The sequence below is a fragment of the Streptomyces sp. NPDC087422 genome, from assembly GCF_044744145.1.
GTDB lineage: Bacteria > Actinomycetota > Actinomycetes > Streptomycetales > Streptomycetaceae > Actinacidiphila.
Window position 1 is genome coordinate 1 of sequence record NZ_JBIUXT010000006.1, and the last position, 22,908, is coordinate 22,908.

The following is a 22,908-nucleotide window of genomic DNA, read 5'->3' on the forward strand; positions in this document are numbered from 1 at the left end:
ACGCTGCTGACGGTATGGAAGATGCCGGACGCGCCCACGCCGTAGCGCGGTCGGGGGGGGGGGGGGGGGGGGGGGGGGCGCCGGGGGGGCGCCCCCCGCGGGGGGGGGGGGCCCCCCGACCCGGTCCCTCGCGCTTCCCGCCGCCTCGGTGAGCGGGTCCGACCGAAGGTGACCGCACACGATCACTTTCGGTCCGTGAATGCTCTCTTTCGTCGCGGGTGTTTCACCGGAACCACCACCCGGTCCTTCGCGGCGTCATCCGTCGCGCGCGGCAGGGAACGCCCTTCGCCGCGAATCGCCGCGCCGGCGGAACCCGAGTGCCCGACGCGATGACGCGGGCGCGCTTTCCCGCCTCCCTCGGCACGGCGTCGGCGGCCTTTTTATCGACGGGCTGATTTCGTCGTTTCTCCGCACCGTTCCAGAATCTCCCCGAAGGGGTCGACCGGCATGCATGAAGACAGCTCCTTCTCAGAAGACAGTTCCTTCCCGGCGGACAGCGTTTCCCGGGATCTCTTCGAACTGACGTCGGCCCAGCAAGGTGTCTGGTACGGGCAGTTGATCGATCCGGACAGTCCGAAGTACAACATCGGGGAATGCCTGGAGATCCGCGGCGACCTCGACGAGGCGCTTTTCGCCGCCGCGCTCGGCCGGGCCGTCGCCCACTGCGACAATCTCCACCTGCGGTTCGAGACCGGCGACGACGGCGTCCGGCAGTACGTCACCGAACGCCCGGCCACCGCGACCGACCGGGTCCGCCTGATCGACCTGTCCGGCGCCGAGGACCCGGCGGCCGAGGCCGAGGCGTACATGGCACGGGACATGGCCACCGTCGACCGGCTCGACGCCCCGTCCCACCACTTCGCGCTGCTGCGTCTGGCCCCCCGGCTGCGCTACTGGTACGTGCGCTACCACCACATAGCCATCGACGGCCTCAGCGGCGGCGTGGTCAACCACCTCGTGGCCGACCTCTACGCGCGTGCGGTCCGCGGCGAGGACATCACCGCGGTCGACCTCCCGGCCGCCTCACTGCGCGAGCTGGTGGCGGACGAGCTGGCGTACCTCGGGTCGGAGCGCCACCGGGCGGACCGGGCGTACTGGATCGACACCTTCGCCGGGCCGACCGCCGAACGCGGGACGGACGCGGCCGGGACAGCCGGGACGGCCGGGACGGCCGGGACAGCGGCACCGGCGGGAACGGCACGAACGGCGGACGAGGCGGACGCCCGCGGCGGCGCGCCGCTCATCCGCCGCCGCGCCGCGGACCTGCCGGACGCGGGCGCCGCCGCCCCGCAGGGCGCGGGCCCGGCCGCCCCGCTGCACACCGGCGAGTCGCTGCCCGTCGCCGTCCTGGACGGCCTACGACGGCTCGGCTCCGCCCGCCGCACCACCTGGACGGCCGTCGTGGTGAGCGCGGCCGCCGCGTACGTCGCGCGGGCCACCGGCCGCGAGGACGTCACCGTCGGGCTGGCCTCGAACGGTCGGCACAGCGCGCTGCGGCACGCCGTCGGCATGACGGCCAACGTGCTGCCGATCAGGCTGCGCCTGCCCGCCGACCGGACCGTCGGCGACCTGATCCGGTCGGTGTCCGCCGAGATGGCCCGCGCCCTGCGCCACCGCCGCTACTCCCGCGAACAGCTCGCCCGCGAGGTGGACGCGGGCGACGACGCCGCGCGCCTGACCGATCTCGTCGTCAACGTCATGCCCTACAACTTCGACCTCGACCTCGCGGGCAGCCCCGCGACCTCCCGCGTGCTGTCCATCGGACCCGTCGACGACGTGTCGCTCTTCGTCTCCGAACGGTCGGAGGGCATAGGCCCGCTGATCGGGCTGGACGCCGCCCCGGCGCTCTACCACCCCGACGACGTCCTGCTCCACCAGCACGCTCTCGTCTCCTTCCTCACCGCGCTGGCGGCGGCGGACGCCGACACCCTGTTGCGCGACCTGCCGTTCCTGGACGACGACGCGGCCGAGGCGGTCCTCGCCCAGGGCCGCGGCGCGCAACTGCCGCCGAGCACCGCCGCGGCGAACCTGCCCGAGGCGTTCGCCGCCCAGGCGCGCCTGACCCCGGACGCGACGGCCGTCGTGGACGGCGCCCGCACGCTCTCCTACCGCGAACTCGCCCGCACCGCGGACGCCCTGTCCCACGCCCTGGCGGGCTGGGGCGTGGCCGCGGAGGACCGGGTCGCGGTGCTCTTGGAACGCTCGGCCGCGGTGGTGTCCGCCACCCTCGGCGTGGTGGGCGCGGGCGCCGCCTACGTGCCGATGGACCCGGCCTGGCCCGCGGAACGGCTCAGCGGCGTCTGCGGCGTCGCGGACGTACGCGCCCTGGTGGTCGACGAGGCCGCTGCCGCGCAGCCGTGGGTGAAGGAGGCGGCGGCCGGTCTGCCGGTCGTCGTCGTCGACAGGACCGGCGCCGTCGTCCGCGGCGGGCCGCCGTCCCCGACGCCGCCGCCGAGGGCCGGACATCCCGACCGGCTCGCGTACGTGATGTTCACCTCGGGCTCGACCGGTCTGCCCAAGGGCGTCGGCGTCACGCACGGGGATGTTCTGGCGCTGGCGGCCGACTCCGCGTGGCACGACGGCGCGGTGGAAGCGGTGCTGATGCACTCGGCGTACGTCTTCGACGCCTCGACGTTCGAGATCTGGGCGCCGCTGCTCAGCGGCGGCCGGATCGTCGTCGCACCCGAAGGCGTCCTGCACGCACCGGTCCTGCGCGACATGGTGGAGCGCCACGCGGTGACCGCGCTGTTCCTGACCACCGCCCTGTTCAACCTGGTGGCCGAGGAGGAGCCGACGGCGTTCGCCGGACTGCGCCTGGTCTGCTCCGGAGGCGAGGCCGCCGCTCCCGACCTGCTGCGACGGGTGGCCGTCGGCGCGCCCGACGTGACGGTGCTGCACGTGTACGGGCCCACCGAGACCACCACCTTCGCCACCCGCCACCACGTCACCGCCGACCCGCTGCCGGGACCGCCGCCCATCGGCCGGCCCCTGGACGGCATGCGCCTGTACGTGCTCGACGACGCCCTGCGCCTGGTGCCGCCCGGCGTGGTGGGGGAGCTGTACGTCGGCGGCTCCGGTGTGGCGCGCGGCTACGTCGGCCGCCCCGACCTGACCGCGACCCGTTTCGTGGCAGACCCGTTCGGTACGGGGGGCGGCCGGATGTACCGCACCGGAGACCTCGTGCGCTGGACCGCGGGCGGCCAGGTGGAGTACGTCGGCCGCGCCGACGGCCAGGTCAAGCTCCGCGGCTACCGCATCGAGCCCGCCGAGATCGAGTCCGTCCTGCTCACCGCGCCGGGTGTGCGCGCCGCGTGCGTCGTGGTGCGCGAGGACACGCCGGGCGACCGGCGGCTGGCCGCCTATATCGTGCCGTCGGCCGACGTCCGCCCCGACGAGGAGTCCCTGGTCCGGCACGTCACGCGCGCCCTGCCCTCGTACATGGTGCCCTCGGTGTTCGTCCCGCTGGACGCGCTGCCGCTGAACCCCAACGGCAAGGTCGACCGGCGCGCCCTGCCCGTGCCGCCGGCCGCGGTCGCGACCGGCCGTGCCCCGCGCACCCCGCGCGAGGAGGTGCTCGCCGGGCTGTTCGCCGACGTCCTGGGCGTGGCCGCCGTCGGCATCGACGACAACTTCTTCGCGCTGGGCGGCCATTCGCTGCTGGCCACCCGGCTCACCGGCCGGTTACGGGCGGCGCTGGGGGCCGAACTCGACCTGCGCACCCTCTTCGACCACCCGACGGTCGCCTCCCTCGCCGGGGTCCTCGACACCGCCCGCGCCCGCGGACCGGTCCTCGCCCCGCGACAGCGCCCCGACCCGTTGCCGCTGTCCTTCGCGCAGCAGCGGCTGTGGTTCCTCAACCGCGTCGAGGGCCGCCCCGGCAGCACGTACAACGTCCCGCTCGTCCTCGCGCTCGACGGCGACCTGGACGTGCGGACCCTGCGCGAGGCGCTGGCCGACGTGGTCGACCGGCACGAGAGCCTGCGCACCGTCTTCGCCGAGGAGGACGGCGTCGCCCGGCAGGTGATCCGGCACGGCGCCGACGCGGCGGCGCTCGTCCCGCTCACGGTCGCGCACGCGCCGTCCGAAGAAGGCGGGGCAGGCAGGGCAGGCAGGGCAGACGGGGCAGGCGGGGCAGGCGGGGCAGCGGCAGCACGCGACGACGGCGCGGAAGGCGCGGAAGCCGGCGCGGGCCGGGGAAGCGAGCAGCGCCAGGAGCATGCCGCCGCCTGGGCCGAGGAAACGGTACGGCACCTGACCTCGCTCCCCTTCGACCTCGCAGGGGACGCCCCGCTGCGCGCCCACCTGCTCGTGCTGGGCGCCGACCGGCACGTCCTGGTCCTCGTCCTGCACCACGTCGTCGCCGACGGCTGGTCGCTGGCCCCGCTCGTGCGTGACCTCGGAGCCGCCTACCGGGCCAGGACCGCGGGCGCGGACGCCCCCGACTGGCCCGCGTTGCGCGTGCAGTACGCCGACTACACGCTCTGGCAGCGCGAACTGCTCGGCGGCGACGGCCCGGACGGCCTGGGCGCACGCCAACTCGCCTTCTGGCGGAAGGCGTTGGCGGGCGCGCCCGACCTCCTCGACCTGCGGCTCGACCGGCCCCGGCGCGCGGTGCCCACCCACCGCGGCGGCGCGCACCCGATCGAACTGCCCGCCGCCACGCACACGGCAATGGTCCGGCTCGCCCGCGCGTGCGGCCGTACCCCGTTCATGGTCCTCCAGGCGGCCCTCGCGGTGACGCTGCACGCGTACGGCGCGGGCACCGACATCCCGCTGGGCACGGCGGTTGCCGGACGTACCGACGAGGCACTGGACGACCTGGTCGGCTTCTTCGTCAACACCCTCGTGCTGCGCACCGACCTGTCCGGCGACCCGACCTTCCGCGAACTGCTGGACCGGGTGGGGCGGTTCGACCTGGCCGCCTTCGGCCACGCCGACCTGCCCTTCGAACGGCTGGTGGAGGAGCTGAACCCCGAGCGCTCGGGCGACCACCACCCGCTCTTCCAGACCATGCTGGTCCTCCAGAGCCAGCGGCAGGCGCGGCTCGACCTGCCGGGCGTCACCGTCCACGACCGGTCCGCGCACACCGGGATCAGCAAATTCGACCTGACCCTCTCGCTGACGGAGGCCGACCCCGACCCCGACGGCGACCCGGCCGAGGCCGGCGGCATCAGCGGGTATCTGGAGTACGCCGCCGACCTCTTCGACCCGGACACCGCCCGCGACCTGTGCGACGGCTTCGTCCGTGTCCTCACCCAGGCCGTCGCCGAACCCGGCCTCGCCGTCAGCGCGTTGGAGCCGATGGCGCCCGGCGCGCGGGCCCGGCTCCTCGGCCGCGGACAGGGCGAGCGGCGACCGCTGCCGACCCGTACCGTGCCCGAGGCGGTCCGGGAGTGGGCCCTGCGCACACCCGGCGCCGTCGCCGTGCGCGACGCGGGCACCAGCCTGACCTACGCCGCTCTCGACGCCCGCGCCGACAGCCTCGCCCAGGTACTGCGCGAGCGAGGGGTCGGCCGCGAGAGCGTCGTGGCCCTGGCCGTACCGCCGTCCGTGGACACCGTGGTGGCCATGCTGGCGGTCCTGCGGGCGGGCGGGGCCTACCTGCCCGTCGATCCGCGGTACCCGGCGGCGCGCATCCGGCAGATGCTCGACGACGCCGGGCCCGTCCTGCTGCTCACCACCGGGCGGATACGCGAGGACCTGCCCGTCGGCGGGCCGCCCCGGCTCGCGCTCGACGACCCGGCCGACATGGCGGCCGGCCCCATGGCGCGGGACGCGAGACCGTCCCATCCGGCCGACCCCGCGTACGTCATCTACACCTCAGGTTCCACCGGCCGCCCCAAGGGCGTGGTCGTCCCGCACGGCGCGCTGGCCAACCACATGGCCTGGATGACGCGGCACTTGGACGTCACCGCGGACGACCGGGTGCTCGCCCGCACCTCCACCAGCTTCGACGCGTCCGTCTGGGAGGTGTGGCTCCCGCTGGTGAACGGCGCCGAGGTCTGCGTGCTGCCGCGCGAGGCCAACGAGGAACCCCGTGAACTCGTCTCCTGGATGAGCAAGTTCGGAGTGACCCTCGCCCAATTCGTGCCCTCCCACCTCGCCCTCGTCCTCGCCGAGGCCGGGAGCCACGCCCCGCTGCCCGACCTGCGCGCCGTGCTGTGCGGCGGCGAACCGCTGCCGCGCGCCGTCGCGGCCGAGGTCGCCGCCCAGTGGCGGGTGCCGACGCACAATCTCTACGGGCCGACCGAGGCGACCATCGACGCCACCGCCCACCGCGTGCCGGACGCGACGACCGCGCCCACCGGCCCGCACGCCCGGCCCGCCGCACCCGACGAGCCGTCCGCCGCGACCGCCGCGTCCGAGACCGTGCCGATCGGCCGCCCCGTCGACACCATGCGCGGATACGTCCTCGACGACCGGCTGCGGCCCGTCCCGCCGGGTGTCACGGGGGAGTTGTACCTGGCGGGCCCCAACCTCGCGCGCGGCTACCTCGACCGGCCGGGGCTGACCGCCGCCCGGTTCGTCGCCGACCCCTTCGCCGCCGACCTCGCCGCCACCGGCGCTGACTTCGCCGCCACCGCCGACCCCGGCGACCCGACCTCCGCCGCCGGTGCCCGGATGTACCGGACGGGCGACCTCGTGCGGTGGAGCCGCGACGGCCTGCTCGAATACCGGGGCCGCGCCGACGACCAGGTCAAACTCCGCGGCTTCCGGATCGAGTTGGGCGAGGTCGAGGCCGAACTGGCGGCCCTGCCCGGCGTCACGGCCGCCTGCGCCGTCGTCCGCGAGGACGTCCCCGGCAGGCCCGTCCTGGTCGCGTACGCCGTCACCGGCGACCCGGCACCGCAGGGTCCCGGCCTGCGCGACGCGCTCGCCGGGACGCTGCCCCACCACATGGTCCCCTCGGCGGTCGTCGTGCTCGACGCCCTTCCGCTGCTGCCCAACGGCAAGGTGGACCGCCGCGCCCTGCCCGAGCCCGCCGCGGGCACCGGCGGCCCGAGCGCACCGGGACGGCGCACCTTCCAGGAGGAACTGCTCGCCGGGATCTTCGCCGACGTCCTCGAAGTGCCCCAAGTACGGCCCGGGGACAGCTTCTTCGACCTCGGCGGGCACTCCCTGCTCGCGATGCGCGTCGTCAGCCGTATCCGCACCCTGCTGCACGCCGACGTCACCCTGCGCACGCTGTTCGAGCACCCGACCGTCGAGGAGCTGGCCCGCGTCCTGGACACGCCGGGCCGCCGCCGACCCGCGGTGCTGCCCGTCACACGGCGGCCCGACCCGCTGCCGCTGTCGTTCGCCCAGCGCCGCCTGTGGTTCCTCAACCGGCTGGAGGGCCCCAGCTCCACGTACAACATCCCGCTCGTCCTGCAACTGCGGGGCGCCCTGGACGCGGACGCCCTGCGCGGCGCGCTGCGCGACACCGTCGCCCGGCACGAGGCGCTGCGCACGGTGTTCCCCGAACGGGACGGCGTACCGCACCAGTTGATCCTTCCGGCCGATACGGCCGCGCCCGCGCTGCCCGTCACGAGCACCGCCCCCTCGCGGCTGGAGGCGGCCGTCCTGGACGCCGTACAGGAGCCGTTCGACGTCGGGACCGACCTGCCGCTGCGCGCGCTGCTGCTGCGCTCCGCGCCCGAACACCACGTCCTGGTGCTGGTGTTGCACCACATCGCGGGCGACGGCTGGTCGCTGGCCCCGCTCGCCCGCCATCTCGGCGACGCCTACCGAGCGCGCCTGGCGGGCGAAGAGGGCGGCACGGCGCCCGGCGCGCGGCTCCAGTACGCCGACTACACCCTGTGGCAGCACGCCCTTCTCGCCGAGGACGGAAGCGACAGCGCCGTCGAGGACCCCGCCGCCCACGGCGACAGCCTGCTGCGGGAACAGCTCGACCACTGGCGCGCCGCCCTCGACGGGCTGCCCGTCCTGATCGACCTGCCCTCGGACCGGCCGCGCCCGGCCGTCGTCGACCCGAGGGGCGCGGTGCACGCCTTCGACGTGCCGCCCGCCGTGCGCGACGGCCTGCTGAAGCTGGCCAGGCAGTCGGGGAGCAGCCTGTTCATGGTGCTCCAGGCGGCCGTCGCCACCCTGCTGAGCCGGCACGGCGCCGGGGACGACATCCCGCTCGGCACCCCGGTGGCGGGCCGCACGGACGAGGCGCTCGAAGACCTGGTCGGGTTCTTCGTCAACACCCTCGTGCTGCGCACCGACCTGTCCGGCGACCCCACCTTCGCCGAACTCCTCACCCGCGTCAGGGAGTTCGACCTGACGGCCTACGCGCACCAGGACATACCCTTCGAGCGGCTGGTGGAGGAGCTCAACCCCGCCAGAGCGCGCGACCACCACCCGCTGTTCCAGACCATGCTCGTCCTGCAGAACCAGGACAGTCCCCGCCCCGACCTGCCCGGCGTCGCCGTCGAGGACCGCCTCGTCCACAACGGCCTGAGCAAGTTCGACCTCACCTTCGCCTTCACCGAGGAGCCCGCGGGGGCCCCCGATGCGGACGGCTCCCTGAGCGCCGGAATCGAGTACGCCACCGCCCTCTTCGACCGTGCCACCGTCGAAACCCTCGCCGCGCGCCTGGTCGGGCTGCTGGAACAGGTCGTGGCCGATCCGGACCTGCGCCTGGCCGCGTACGACCTGATGACGCCGGACGAACACACCCGCATCACGCGCTGGGGCACCGGCCGCGCCCTGCCGACCGGCCCGGAGGACGGCACCCTGACCGCCGCCTTCGCCGCCCAGGCGCGGCGCACACCGGACGCCGTGGCCGTCGTCGCCGACGACACCACCCTCGACTACGCGGGACTCGACCGGATCTCGGCCGACCTCGCCGGGGTGCTCGCCGGTCTCGGGGCCGGTCCGGAGACGCGGGTCGGTGTGCTGCTCGACCGGTCCGCCGCGGTGGTGTCGGTGTCCCTCGGCATCGTCCGCTCCGGCGCCGCCTACGTCCCCCTCGACGGGCGCTGGCCCGACGAACGCCACAGCCAGGTCGCCGACATCGCGGACATCCGCCTCCTCGTCGTCGGCGAGGAGTCCGCGCGATCGCCCCGGGTCGCCGCCGCCGGGACGCCGGTCGTGGTCGTGGATCGGCTCGGCCGGGTGCTGTCCGGAGCGCGCCGTCCCGCCGCCCCGACCCCCGTGCCCGGCCCCGCGACCCTGGCGTACGTCATGTTCACCTCGGGCTCGACCGGTCTGCCCAAGGGCGTTGGCGTCACGCACGGGGACGTCCTGGCGTTGGCGGCCGATTCCGCGTGGCACGACGGCGCGGTGGAAGCGGTGCTGATGCACTCGGCGTACGTCTTCGACGCCTCGACGTTCGAGATCTGGGCGCCGCTGCTCAGCGGCGGCCGGATCGTCGTCGCACCCGAAGGCGCCCTGGAGGCACACGTCCTCGACCACGCCGTCCACGAGCACGGTGTGACCGCCGTCTTCCTGACCACCGCCCTGTTCAACGTGATCGCGGAGACCGATCCCGGCGCCTTCGCGGGGCTGCGGCTCGTCTGCGCCGGTGGTGAACTGGCTTCGCCCGACCTGATGCAGCGCGTCGCCCGGGTCGCGCCCGGAGCGCGACTCCTGCACGTGTACGGGCCCACCGAGACCACCACCTTCGCCACCCGCCACCACGTCACCGAGGATCTGCCGACCGGGCCGCCGCCCATCGGCCGGCCGCTGGACGGCATGCGCGGTCACGTCCTCGACCACCACCTGCGTCCGGTGCCGCCCGGTGTCACGGGCGAGCTGTACCTGGCAGGACGCGGCGTGGCGCGCGGGTACATCTGCCGCCCCGACCTTACCGCCACGCGCTTCGTGGCCGACCCGTTCGGTACGGGGGGCGGCCGGATGTACCGCACCGGAGACCTCGTGCGCTGGACCCCGGGCGGCCACGTGGAGTACGTCGGCCGCGCCGACGGCCAGGTCAAGCTGCGCGGCTACCGCATCGAACTGGGCGAGATCGAAGGGGCGCTGGCAGGCTGCGAGGGGGTCGCCGACGCCTTCGCCATGGTCAGGGAGGACACCCCCGGTGACCGCCGGCTGGTGGCCTACGTGGTGCCCGCGGCCGACGGCCGCCCGGAGGCCGGTGCGCTCGCGAGCGCCCTCGGCCACTCGCTGCCCGCCTACATGGTGCCGTCGGCCTTCGTCCTCCTCGACACGCTGCCGCTGACCCCCAACGGCAAGGTCGACCGGCACGCGCTCCCCGAACCCGCCCGCCGCGCGCCGGTCCGCACGCGGGCCGCCCGCACCGCCCGCGAGGAGATCGTCCGCGGCCTGTTCGCCGACGTCCTCGGTCTGCCCGCCGCGGCGGCCGACGACGACTTCTTCGCGCTGGGCGGCCACTCGCTGCTCGCCACCCGCCTCGCCGCCCGCGTCCGCACCGCGCTCGGGGTGGAGATCGAGGTCAGGGCCCTGTTCGAGCATCCCACCCCGGCCCGGCTCGCCGACGCTCTCGACGACGCGCGGCGGGCCAGGACGCCGCTGCTGCGGGCCGCCTCCCGCCCCGACCCGCTGCCGCTGTCCTTCGCGCAGCAACGGCTGTGGTTCCTCAACCGGTTCGAGGGGCCCAGCGCCACGTACAACGTGCCGATGGTGCTGCGGCTGGACGGTCCGCTCGACGCGGACGCCCTCGCGAGCGCCGTGGCCGACGTCGTCGAGCGGCACGAGAGCCTGCGCACGGTCTTCCCCGACACACGGGGCGTGGCACGCCAGGTGGTGCGCGCCGCCGACGACGCGGACATCGACCTCGCGCCGCGCGACACCGACCCCGGGCGGCTGGACGAGGCGCTGAGCGCGGAGGTGGCGCACACCTTCGACGTGAGCACCGGCCTCCCGCTGCGGGCGAGGCTGCTGCGGCTGGCCGACGACGCGCACGTCCTGGTCCTGCTGGTCCACCACATCGCGGGCGACGGCTGGTCGCTGGCCCCGCTCGCCCGTGACCTGGGCCTGGCGTACCGGGCCCGCGTCGCGGGCGAGGAGCCCGGCTGGACCGAACTCGCCGTGCAGTACGCCGACTACACGCTGTGGCAGCGGGAACTGCTCGGCGCCGAGGACGACCCGTCCAGCCGGGCCGCGCGCCAACTGGACTTCTGGCGCGGCGCGCTCGACGGCGCTCCCGAACTGCTCGACCTGCCGTACGACCGGCCGCGCCCCGACGTCACCTCGCATCGCGGCGACGCGTTCTCCTTCGCCGTGGACGCCGGTACCCATCGGGCGCTGGCGGACCTCGCCCGCGCGCGCGGGTGCAGCCTGTTCATGGTGCTCCAGGCCGGTGTGGCGGTGCTGCTCGCCCGGCACGGCGCGGGCGAGGACATCCCGCTCGGCACCCCCGTGGCCGGGCGCACCGACGAGGCGCTGGACGACCTGGTGGGCTTCTTCGTCAACACCCTCGTGCTGCGCACCGACCTGTCGGGGAACCCCACCTTCGGCGAAGTGCTCGACCGCGTGCGGGAGTTCGACCTGGCCGCCTACGCCCACCAGGACATTCCGTTCGAACGCCTGGTGGACAGCCTCGACCCGGTCCGCGCCCAGAACCGGCACCCGCTCTTCCAGACCATGGTCGCGCTCCAGAACCAGGCCGACGCCGCCGTGGACCTGCCCGGCCTCACCGTGACCGGGCAGCATGTCGGCACCGGCATCAGCAAGTTCGACCTGACGTTCACCTTCACCGAGAAGCGCGACGAGGTGAACGCGCCCGCCGGTCTCGACGCGGTCCTGGAGTTCTCCACCGAACTGTTCGCCCACTCCACCGCGCACGGCCTGGCCGACCGCCTCACCCGGCTCCTCGGCGCGCTCGCCGCCGAGCCGGAGCGGCCGGTGCACACCGCCCCCGTCCTGGCCGCCGACCGGCGGGCGGCGCTGCTGGCGGCCGGGCACGGCCCGCTCCGGCCCGCTGCGGGCACGATCCCCTCGGCGTTCGCGGCCCAGCGCGCCCGGACCCCGGAGGCCGTCGCGGTGCGCGCGGGCGCGCGGACCCTGACCTTCACCGAACTCGACGCGCTCTCCGGCGAGTTGGCGGACCGCCTGCGCGGTCGCGGGGTCGGCCGCGGCGACCTGGTCGCCCTCGCGATGCCCGGCACCGCGGACCAGACGGTCGCCATGCTGGCGGTGGCCAAGGCCGGGGCGGCCTATCTGGCGGTCGACCCCGAGTACCCGCGGGCCCGTATCGCCTTCATGATCGACGACGCCCGTCCCGTACTGCTGCTCACCCGCGGGGCCACCGCGCCGCAGGACCTGCCCGTACCCGTCCTGGACCTGGACGTGGACCTGGACGTGGACCCGGGGGCCGTGAGCACCGGCGCGGCCGGTCGGAATGCTGTGGCGGCCGACCCGCGCGACGCGGCGTACGTCATCTACACCTCGGGCTCCACCGGGCGCCCCAAGGGCGTGGTCGTCACCCACGGCTCCGTCACCAACCACATGGCGTGGATGGCCGGCCACCTCGAACTCACCGACGACGACCGGGTCCTCGCCCGCACCTCACCGAGCTTCGACGCCTCCGTCTGGGAGACCTGGCTGCCGCTGCTCCACGGCGGTGCCACCTGCCCCGTGCCGCCCGCGGCCAACCACGACCCGGCGGGACTGCTGGCCCTGATGCGCGAGACGGAGGTGACCGTCGCGCAGTTCGTGCCCTCGCACCTCTCGCTCCTGCTGGCCGAGACCGACCCCGGCGACGCGCCCGGGAGCCTGCGCGCGGTGCTGTGCGGCGGCGAGCCGCTGACCCGGACACTGGCGGAGCGCGTCGGCCGCGACTGGCGGGCGCGGGTGCACAATCTCTACGGCCCGACCGAGGCCACCATCGACGCCGCCGCCCACCGGTGGGACGGGCGGCAGGACACCGACGGGTACGGGGAGAGCGTCCCGCTGGGCCGCCCCGTCGACAACACCCGCGCCTACGTCCTCGACAGCGGCCTCCAGCCCGTGCCGCCCGGCGTCACCGGGGAGCTGTACCTCGCGGGCGACGGCCTCGCCCGCGGCTACCTCGGCCGCCCGGCGCTGACCGCGGCGCGGTTCGTCGCCGACCCGCACGCACCCGGCGGCGCCCGGATGTACCGCACGGGCGACCTCGTCAGATACGGCGCCGACGGCGAGCTCACCTTCGTCGCCCGCGCCGACGAACAGGTCAAGCTCAACGGCCTGCGCATCGAACCCGGCGAGATCGAGGCCGCCCTCACCGGCCTGGACGGGATCGCCGCCGCGTGCGTACTGGTCCGCGAGGACATACCGGGGGAGCGGCGCCTGGTCGCCTACACCGTCCCCGACCGGCCCGGCGCCCCCACCGACCGCGAACTGCGCGACCGCCTGGCCGCGGAACTGCCCGCCTACATGACACCCGCCGTCTTCGTCCCGCTGGACGCGCTGCCCCTGCTGCCCAACGGAAAGACCGACCGCAAGGCGCTGCCCGCCCCGGCCCGGCCCGCCGCCGCCCGGCCCGGAGGACAGCCGCGCACCGCGTCCGAGCGCGTGCTCTGCGAGGTCTTCGCCGCGCTGCTGCACACCGACACCGTCCGTACCGACGACGACTTCTTCGGTCTCGGCGGCGACAGCATCCTCTCGATCCAGCTCGTCAGCCGCGCGCGGGAGGCCGGGCTGAGCGTCACACCGCGCGACGTGTTCGCGCACCGCACGCCCGAGGCGATCGCGGCCGTCGCCCGAACCCTCGGCCAGGACGTGCCGGCCCAGGCCGTACCCGGCTCCGGCGAACTGCCGGCCACGCCCATCGCCGCGTGGCTGCTGCGTCGGCCCGGCACCATCGACGGGTACAACCAGTCAGGGGTGCTGCGCACACCCGCGGGAGCCGACGAGGACAGCGTCGCCGCCACGCTCCAGCGCCTCATCGACCACCACGACACGCTCCGGCTGCGGGCCGTCAGGACCGGCGAGGACGGCCCCGTGCTCGACGTGCTGCCGCCCGGCGCCGTGAGCATCCGCCGGCGCCTCACCCGTGTCGATGTCGCGGGACTCGACGCCGACGCCGTCCGCACCGTCCTCGCCGAGGCCGGGGAGCGGGCCCGGCGGCGGCTGCGGCCCGCGGACGGCCACGTGATCGAGGCGGTCTGGTGCGACGCGGGACCGCACGCGCGCGGACGGCTGCTGCTGGTCGTGCACCACCTCGCCGTCGACGCCGTCTCCTGGCGCGTCCTCGCCGAAGACCTCGCCACCGCCTGGCACGCCGTCACCTCGGGTCCGCCCGAGGACGGCCTGCCCGCCGTCGGCACGACCTACCGCGGCTGGGCGCGGCTGCTCGCCGCCCAGGCGCTGGAACCGGCGCGCGAAGCGGAACTCCCGCTGTGGGAAAGGGCCTTGAGCACCCCCGCGCCCCGCCTGGGAAACCGGCCGCTCCACCCCGACCTGGACACCGCCGACCGGACCCGCACGGTGACCACCCGGCTGCCCGCCACCTGGACCGCGCCGCTGCTCACCGACGTGCCCGCCGCCTTCCACGCGGGAGTCGGCGACGTCCTGCTCACCGGCCTCGCCCTCGCCCTGAACTCCTGGCAGGCCCAACGGGCGGCAGACGGCGGCCCGTTGCCCGGCGGCACCGGCGTGCTGCTCGACGTCGAGGGCCACGGACGCGAGCAGATCGCCGACCACGTCGACCTGTCCCGTACCGTCGGCTGGTTCACCAGCCTCTACCCGGTCAGCGTCGATCCGGGACCCGTCGATCCCCGCGACCCCGGGCGCTTCGGCCCCGCGCTCGTGGACCGCGCGCTCAAACGCGTCAAGGAGCAGTTGCGGGCCGTGCCCGACCACGGCCTCGGATTCGGGATGCTGCGCCACCTCAACCCGGCCACCCGCCCCCGGCTCGCCGCCCTGCCGGAACCGCAGATCGGCTTCAACTACCTCGGCCGGTACACCACTTCGCACCAGGACACCGCCGGGGCCGCGCGGCAGGACGCGGGCGCCGACTGGGAAGTGCTGCTCGACGGCGGCGGCCCACGCGCCCAGGACCCGGACATGCCCGTCCACCACGTCCTCGACATCAACGCGCACACCGAGGACCTGCCCGACGGCCCGCGCCTGGTGACCCGGTGGACGTGGGCCGCCGACCTGATCGCGGAAGAGGCGATCGACGCCCTGTCCGACGCCTTCGGCCGCGCCCTGCGCGCCATCGCCGAGCACACCGAACAACCCGACGCGGGCGGCTACACGCCCTCCGACCTACCGCTGGTCTCGCTCGACCAGGCCCAGATCGACCGGCTTCAGAACAAGTGGGGTGGACACAAGTGACCGGGTTCCAGTTGGAGGACGTACTTCCGCTGACACCGCTTCAGTCGGGGATGCTCTTCCACGCGCTGTACGACTCCGCCGCCGTGGACGTCTACACCGCGCAGTTCGTCTTCGAACTCGAAGGCGCCGTCGACGTCGCCGCGCTGCGCGCCGCCATCGCCGCCCTGCTGCGGCGGCACGCCAACCTGCGGGTCGGTTTCCTGCACGAGGACCTGGACGAGCCCGTACAGGCGGTCGCCGCCACCGTCCCCGTACCGCTGGAGGAACTCGATCTGACCGGGCGGGACGGCGCGGCGGCGGGCGAACGGCTCGGCGCGTTCCTCGCCGCCGACCGGACCCGGCGCTTCGACCTCACTTCCCCGCCGCTGATGCGGTTCACCCTGGTGCGCACCGCCCCCCGTCAGTCGCGGCTGGTCATGACGAGCCACCACATCCTGCTCGACGGCTGGTCGACACCGCTGCTGGTACGGGAGCTGTTCGAGCTGTACGCGAGCCGCGGCGACGACACCGCGCTGCCCCGCCCCACCCCCTACCGGACCTACCTGGCCTGGCTCGCCCGGCAGGACCGCGCCGCCGCCCTGGACACCTGGCGCACCGCCCTGGCGGGCCTGGAGGCCCCGACCCTGCTCGCCGGGCCCGGCCGGACGCGGACGGCCGCCACCGACGACCTGCCCGGAACGCTCGTCCTCGACCTGGACGCGGCCACCACGGCCCGGCTGCGCGAGACCGCCCGCGCCCACCGGCTCACCGTCAACACCCTGGTCCAGGGCGCCTGGGGACTGCTGCTGACGCACCTCACCGGGCGCGACGACATCGTCTTCGGCACCACCGTCTCCGGCCGCCCGCCCGAGATACCCGGCGTCGAATCGATGATCGGCCTGTTCATCAACACCGTGCCGGTACGGCTGCGCCTGGAGCCCGGCGAGACCCTGGCCGCGCTCCTGACCAGGCTCCAGGCCGAACAGGGCCGCCTCCTGGACAGCCAGTACCTGGGCCTGACCGAGATCCGCGGCGTCACCGGACTGGACGAACTCTTCGACACCCTCGCGGTCTTCGAGAACTACCCGGTGGACGCCGCCGCGCTGAGCACCGCCCGGCGCGGACTGCCCGGCCTCGACCTCACCGGCTTCACCGGCACGGACGCCGCCCACTACCCGCTCACCCTCACCATCGCGCCGGGCGACCGGCTGAGGATCACCTTCGGCTACCGGGCCGCCGTCCTCGACCACGACGACGTTGCCCGCACCGTCGCCCGCGTGCGGCGCGTGCTGACCGCGATGGCCGACGGCCTCGACCGCCGCGCCGACACCGTCGACGTCCTCCTCGACGGCGAGCGCGAACGGCTGCTCGCCCTCGGGCGCGGCGCCCCGCTCCCCGTCGGCACCGTGGACACCAGCGTCTGGGACACCGTGCTGCGCCACGCCGCCGACCACCCCGACCGGCCCGCCGTGACCGGCGCGGGCGAGCCGTTGTCGTACCGCGAACTGGCCGACGTCGCGGGGGAGACGGCCCGCGCCCTGACCGGGCTCACCACCGCGTCCGGCAGCCGCGTCGGTGTCATGACGGAGCGCTCGGCCGCCCAGGTCACCGTGTCCCTGGCCGTGCTGGGCGCGGGCGCCGCCTATGTGCCGCTCGACCCGCGCTGGCCCGACGAACGGCTCACCCGTGTCGCCGAGGCGGCCGGACTGCGCGCCCTGGTGGTCGACGAGGCCGCCGCCGCCCATCCGTGGGTCCGCGGTCTCGCCACCGCCCTGCCGACGCTGACCGTGGACGCCGCGGGTCGGGTCCGCGCAGGCGCGCCCGCCGCCCCCGGAACCCTGCCGGAGGTCACCGGCGGCGCCCGGCTGGCGTACGTGATGTTCACCTCGGGCTCCACCGGCCTGCCCAAGGCCGTCGGCGTCACCCACGCCGACATCGCCGCGCTGGCCGCCGACCGCGTCTGGCACGGCGGCGCGGCCGACGCCGTCCTGCTGCACTCGGCGTACGTCTTCGACGCCTCCACCTTCGAGATGTGGGCGCCGCTGCTCAGCGGCGGCCGGGTCGTCGTGGCCCCGCCCGGCCCCCTCCAGCCCGCCGTGCTCCGGGACCTCGTGGCCCGGCACGGCCTGACGTCGGCGTTCTTGACCACCTCCCTGTTCAACCTCGTCGCCGAGGCCGACCCGGACGCGCTCGGCCTGCTCCGCACGGTCGCCTCGGGCGGCGAGGCCGCCGCCCCCGGCGTCCTGCAACGCCTGGCCGCCGCCCACCCCGGCACCGCCGTCCTCAATGTGTACGGGCCCACCGAGACGACCACCTTCGCCACCCGCCACCAGGTGCGCCCCGAGGACGGCCCCGACGGCGCGCCGCCGATCGGCGGCCCCACCGACGGCACCCGCGCCTACGTCCTGGACGCCGCGCTGCGCCCGGTCCCGCCGGGAGCCGAGGGCGAACTGTACGTCGCGGGCCCCGGCGTGGCGCGCGGCTACCTGGAGCGGCCCGCCCTGACGGCCACCCGCTTCGTCGCCGACCCGTTCGCCGCCACCGGGGACCGCATGTACCGCACCGGCGACCTCGTGCGCCAACAGCCCGACGGCGTCCTCCAGTACGTCGCACGGGCCGACCAGCAGGTCAAACTGCGCGGCCACCGCATCGAGCCCGGCGAGATCGAGGCGGTGCTGCGCGCCGACCCGTCGGTGCGGTCCGCCTGCGTCATGGTGCGCGAGGACCTGCCCGGCGGTCGCGGACTCGCCGCGTACGTCGTCCCCGCGCCCGGCCGCACCCCCGACCCCGACCTGCTCACCGCGCACGTCGGCAGCCACCTTCCCGCTTACATGGTGCCGACCGCGATCCAGGTGCTCGACGACTTCCCGCTGACCGTCAACGGCAAGCTGGACCGGGCGGCCCTCCCCGCGCCCGCCGCCCCTGACCTGGCCCCGGTCCGGGCCCCGCGCGACGCCCACGAGGAGATCCTCACCGGCCTGTTCGCCGACGTGCTCGGGGTGCCCCGGGTCGGCCCGGACGACAGCTTCTTCGCGCTCGGCGGCCACTCGCTGCTCGCCACCCGCCTGGTGGGCCGCATCCGGACCGCCCTGGCCGCCGAGACCGAGATCCGCACGCTGTTCGACCACCCCACCGCCGCCGCCCTCGCGACCGCGCTGAAGGACGCGCGCCGCCCGGCGCGGCCCGCGCTCGTCCCCCAGCCCCGCCCTGCCGTCCTCCCGCTGTCGTACGCCCAGCGCCGCCTGTGGTTCCTGCACCGCCTCGAAGGGCCCTCGGCGACGTACAACATCCCCTTCGCCGTACGCCTGGACGGGCCCCTCGACACCGGCGCGCTGCGCCGGGCCCTGCGCGATGTCGTCGTCCGGCACTCCGCGCTGCGCACGGTCTTCCCCGAGCACGACGGCGGACCGCGCCAGCTCATCACGGCGGCCGACGACGTCCGCCTCGTCCTGGCCGCGGAGACCGTCGAGCCGGACAAGCTGCACGACCGGGTCAGGTCCGCGGCGGCCGAACCGATCGACATCGAGCGGCAGTTGCCGCTGCGGGCGACTCTCCTGCGGCTGGCCGACGACGCCCACGTCCTGGTCCTGGTGATCCACCACATCGCCTCCGACGGGTCCTCCATGGCGCCCCTCGCCCGTGACCTCGCCGCCGCCTACCGCGCCCGCGTCGGCGGGCGGGCCCCGGCCTGGGCCGAACCGCCCGTCGACTACGCCGACTTCACGCTCTGGCAGCGCGGGCTGCTCGGCGACGAGCAGGACCCCGACAGCGCCATGGCCCGCCAACTGCGGTACTGGAAGCAGGCGTTGGACGGTCTGCCGCACCTGGTCGAACTGCCGTGGGACCTGCCGCGCCCCGCCGTCCCCCGGCACACCGGCGCCAGCCACGACTTCGTCCTGGACCCCGCCGTGGCCCGGCGCGTCACCGACCTCGCCCGCAGCCGCGGCTGCACGGTCTTCATGGTGCTCCAGGCGGCCCTGTCACTGCTGTTGTCCCGGCACGGAGCCGGTGACGACATCCCGCTGGGCACGGCGGTCGCCGGACGCACCGACGAGGCCGCGACCGACCTCGTGGGCTTCTTCGTGAACACCCTCGTGCTGCGCACGGACCTGACGGGCGACCCGACGTTCCTCGAACTCCTGGACCGCGTCAAGGACGCCGACCTCGCGGCCTACGCCCACCAGGACGTCCCCTTCGAGCGGCTGGTCGAACTGCTCAACCCCGCGCGCTCGCAGAACCACCACCCGCTCTTCCAGACCATGCTCGTGCTCCAGAACCACGCCCCCGCCGCCCCCTTCGACCTGCCCGGCCTCACCGTCTCCGGCCTGCCCGTCGATCCGGGCGTCAGCAAATTCGACCTGTCGTTCACCTTCACCGAGACACCCGCCGGTACGGATACGGGTACGGGTACGGGTACGGGTACGGCGGACGGTCAGAACGCGTCCGGCGCGTCCGGCCCGTCCGGCGGCATGCGCGCGACCGTGGACTACGCGACGGAGCTGTTCACCGAGGCCACGGTCGGCGCGCTCGCCGAGCGCCTCGTCGTCCTGCTCGGCGAGGTCACCGCCGACCCCGGCCGCCCGCTGCGGACCTACGACGTCCTCGGCCCCGGCGAACGCGCCCGGATCGCCGCCCTGGGCACAGGACCGGCCGACGACCTGCCCCGCTCGACGGTCCCCGAACTCTTCGCCCGGCAGGTCCGCCGCGCCCCGGACGCCCCGGCGGTGCGCGACGCGGCCACCACCCTCAGCTACGCCGAACTCGACGCGCGCGCCGACGCCCTGGCCCGCCGTCTCCTCGCGCGGGGCATCGGCCCCGAGGACCGGGTGGCCGTCGCGCTGCCCCGGACCAACGACCTCGTCGTCGCCCTCCTCGGCGTCCTCAAGGCCGGTGCCGCCTATCTGCCGCTCGACCCCGACTACCCGGCCCAGCGGCTGTCCTTCATGCTCGACGACGCCGGGCCGCGGCTGCTCCTCACCACGGCCGACGTCGGCGCCCGCCTCCCGGAGACCGCCGTACCGCGCCTGGTGCTCGACAGCCCCGAGGCGGACGGTCAGCCGGTCCCGCCGCGCGGGGACACCGCCGTCCCGCCGCGTGCGCTCCCGTCGCATCCCGCGTACGTCATCTACACCTCCGGCTCCACCGGCCGGCCCAAGGGCGTGGTCGTCACCCACCAGGGCGTCGGCGCCATGGCCAGGACGCAGCGCGACCGGCTCCGGGCCGGTCCCGGCAGCCGGGTCCTCCAGATGGCGTCGGTCAGCTTCGACGCCGCGTTCTGGGAGCTGTGCATGGGGCTGCTGTCCGGCGCCTGCCTGGAGATCGGGGAACGCGAGGCCCTGCTGCCGGGACCCGCCCTCGCGGACGCCGTCCGCACGCGCGGCATCACCCACCTCACGCTGCCCCCGGCCGCGCTCGCGGTGATGGAGCCCGGCTCCCTGCCCACCGGGATCACCCTGGTGCTCGCGGGCGAGGCGTGCCCGCCGGAGCTGGCGCGGGCCTGGGCGCGCGGGCGGTACCTCGTCAACGCCTACGGCCCCACCGAGACGACCGTCTGCGCCACCATGAGCGGCTTCCAGCAGGCGGACGGCGCCCTCGCCCCCGACCGCACGGTCCCCATCGGCCTGCCCGTGGACGGCACCCGCGTGCACGTACTGGACGACCGGCTGGCACCCGTCCCGTCCGGTGTCATCGGCGAGTTGTACGTGTCGGGCGCGGGACTGGCCCGCGGCTACCTCGGCAGGGCAGCCCTCACCGCGTCCCGCTTCGTGGCCGACCCGTTCGACCGCTCCGGCGGCCGTATGTACCGCACCGGCGACCTGGTGCGCCGTACGGCCGAGGGCCAGATCGTCTACGTCGGCCGGGTCGACGACCAGGTCAAGCTCCGCGGATTCCGGGTGGAACCCGGTGAGATCGAGGCCGCGATCACGGCGCTGCCCGGCGTCGCGGCGGCCTGCGTCGTCGTCCGCGAGGACCGGCCGGGCGACCGGCGCCTGGTCGCCTACACCGTGGCCGCGCGCGGCGGGACGGCCCCCGACGAGGCGGCGATCCGCGCCCGGCTCGCCGACACGCTGCCCGGCCACATGATCCCGGCCGCGTGCGTCCGGCTCGACGCGCTGCCGGTCACCCCCAACGGGAAGACCGACCGTCGTGCCCTGCCCGCACCCGGTCACGCCGCGCCCGCCGCGTCCAGGCCCCCGGCCACCGACCGCGAGCGCGAGCTGTGCGCGGCGTTCGCGCAGACGCTCGGCGTGCCCGAGGTCGGGGTGACGGACGACTTCTTCGCCCTCGGCGGCCACTCGCTGCTCGCGGTGACCCTGGCCCGCAGGATCGAGGAGCGGTGCGGCCGACGGCCCTCGCTCAGGGCGCTGTTCGCGGCGCCGACGGTCGAAGGCGTCATCCGGTCGCTGGACGGCGCGGCGGACAGAGGTCCGGCGGCGCCGCACACCACGCCGACCGGGCCGGGCGACGGCCCGGGCGAGGGACCGATGGACCCGGTCGCGGCGTACCTCCTCGCGGAGGTCCGGCTCGCCCCCGACATCACGGGCGGTGCGCGCCGGACCGCGCCGGTACCCGCTCCCACCCGCTCCCGCCCCGCCGCCCGCCCCCTGCTGACCGGCGCTTCCGGCTTCCTCGGCGCGTTCCTGCTGCGCGACCTCATCGAGGCCACGGACGGCCCCGTCGACTGCCTGGTCCGCGCCGACGGCCCGGACCACGCGGCGCACCGGCTGCGGGCCAACCTGGAGCGCTACGGCCTCTGGCGCCCCGCCTACGCCGACCTGGTCCGTCCCGTCCCCGGCGACCTGGCCGCCCCCGGTCTCGGCCTGTCGCCCGACGACCGCGCCGCCCTGGCCCGCCGCCTCGGCCCGGTGCTGCACAACGGCGCCCGGGTCAACTTCGCCGCCCCGTACGGCGATCTGCGCGCCCCCAACGTGGCCGGTACCGAGGAACTGCTGCGGCTGCTCGCCGACTCCGGCTCACCGGGCATGCACTACATCTCGACCACGAGCGTCTACGCCCCGTCGTCCGATCCCGACGCCGCGCCCGTCACGGAGTCGACGCCGACCGGCCCGGCCGCCGACCTGCCGGGCGGCTACGCGCAGAGCAAGTGGGTGGCCGAGGGGATCGTCGACCTGGCGCGCGCCCGCGGCCTGCCGGTCACCGTCTACCGCCCCGGCCGGATCAGCGGCGACACCGCCACCGGCGCCTGCCAGGACCGCGACCTGCTCTGGCAGCTCATCAAGGGCTGCCTCCAGGCCGGGGCGGTGCCGGACCTGCCGCACGGCTCGACCGACTGGATACCCGTCGACTACGTCAGCGCGGCCGTCGTGGCACTGGCCCGCTCCGCCGGGACCAGTACCGCCATGCCCGTGTACCACCTCACCAACCCGGACGCCCCCGACCTGCGGACCGTCTTCGAAGTGGCCGCCCGCCTGGGCCACGAGCTGCCCACCGTCCCGGTGGCGCGGTGGCGCTCCCGCGTGGCGGCGCAGCCCGACAACGCCGCCCAGCTCCTGCTCGGCGACGACACCCCGCCCGCCGGCTCCGCCCCCTCCCACCACCGCCGCTTCGACTCGCGGCGCACCGCCGCGCAAGCCGCCGCCGCGGGCGTCCACCTGCCGCCCCTGACCGACACGGTCCTCATCCGCTACCTCACCCACGGCCACACCACCGGCTATCTCCCCACCCCCTGACCCGGCCCCGTCT

The 22,908-nt window shown here is 75.4% G+C and carries 2 protein-coding genes; both read left to right on the forward strand.

The features are described from left to right. The first annotated feature begins 447 nt into the window (after positions 1–447). Complete coding sequence (locus ACIO6U_RS20310) at positions 448–15,225, forward strand: amino acid adenylation domain-containing protein (RefSeq protein WP_401720959.1); 14,778 nt, start codon at positions 448–450, stop codon at positions 15,223–15,225. Next, complete coding sequence (locus tag ACIO6U_RS20315) at positions 15,222–22,895, forward strand: amino acid adenylation domain-containing protein (RefSeq protein ID WP_401720962.1); 7,674 nt, start codon at positions 15,222–15,224, stop codon at positions 22,893–22,895. Before ACIO6U_RS20310 ends, ACIO6U_RS20315 begins: the two co-directional genes overlap by 4 nt. The last annotated feature ends 13 nt before the right edge of the window (positions 22,896–22,908 follow it).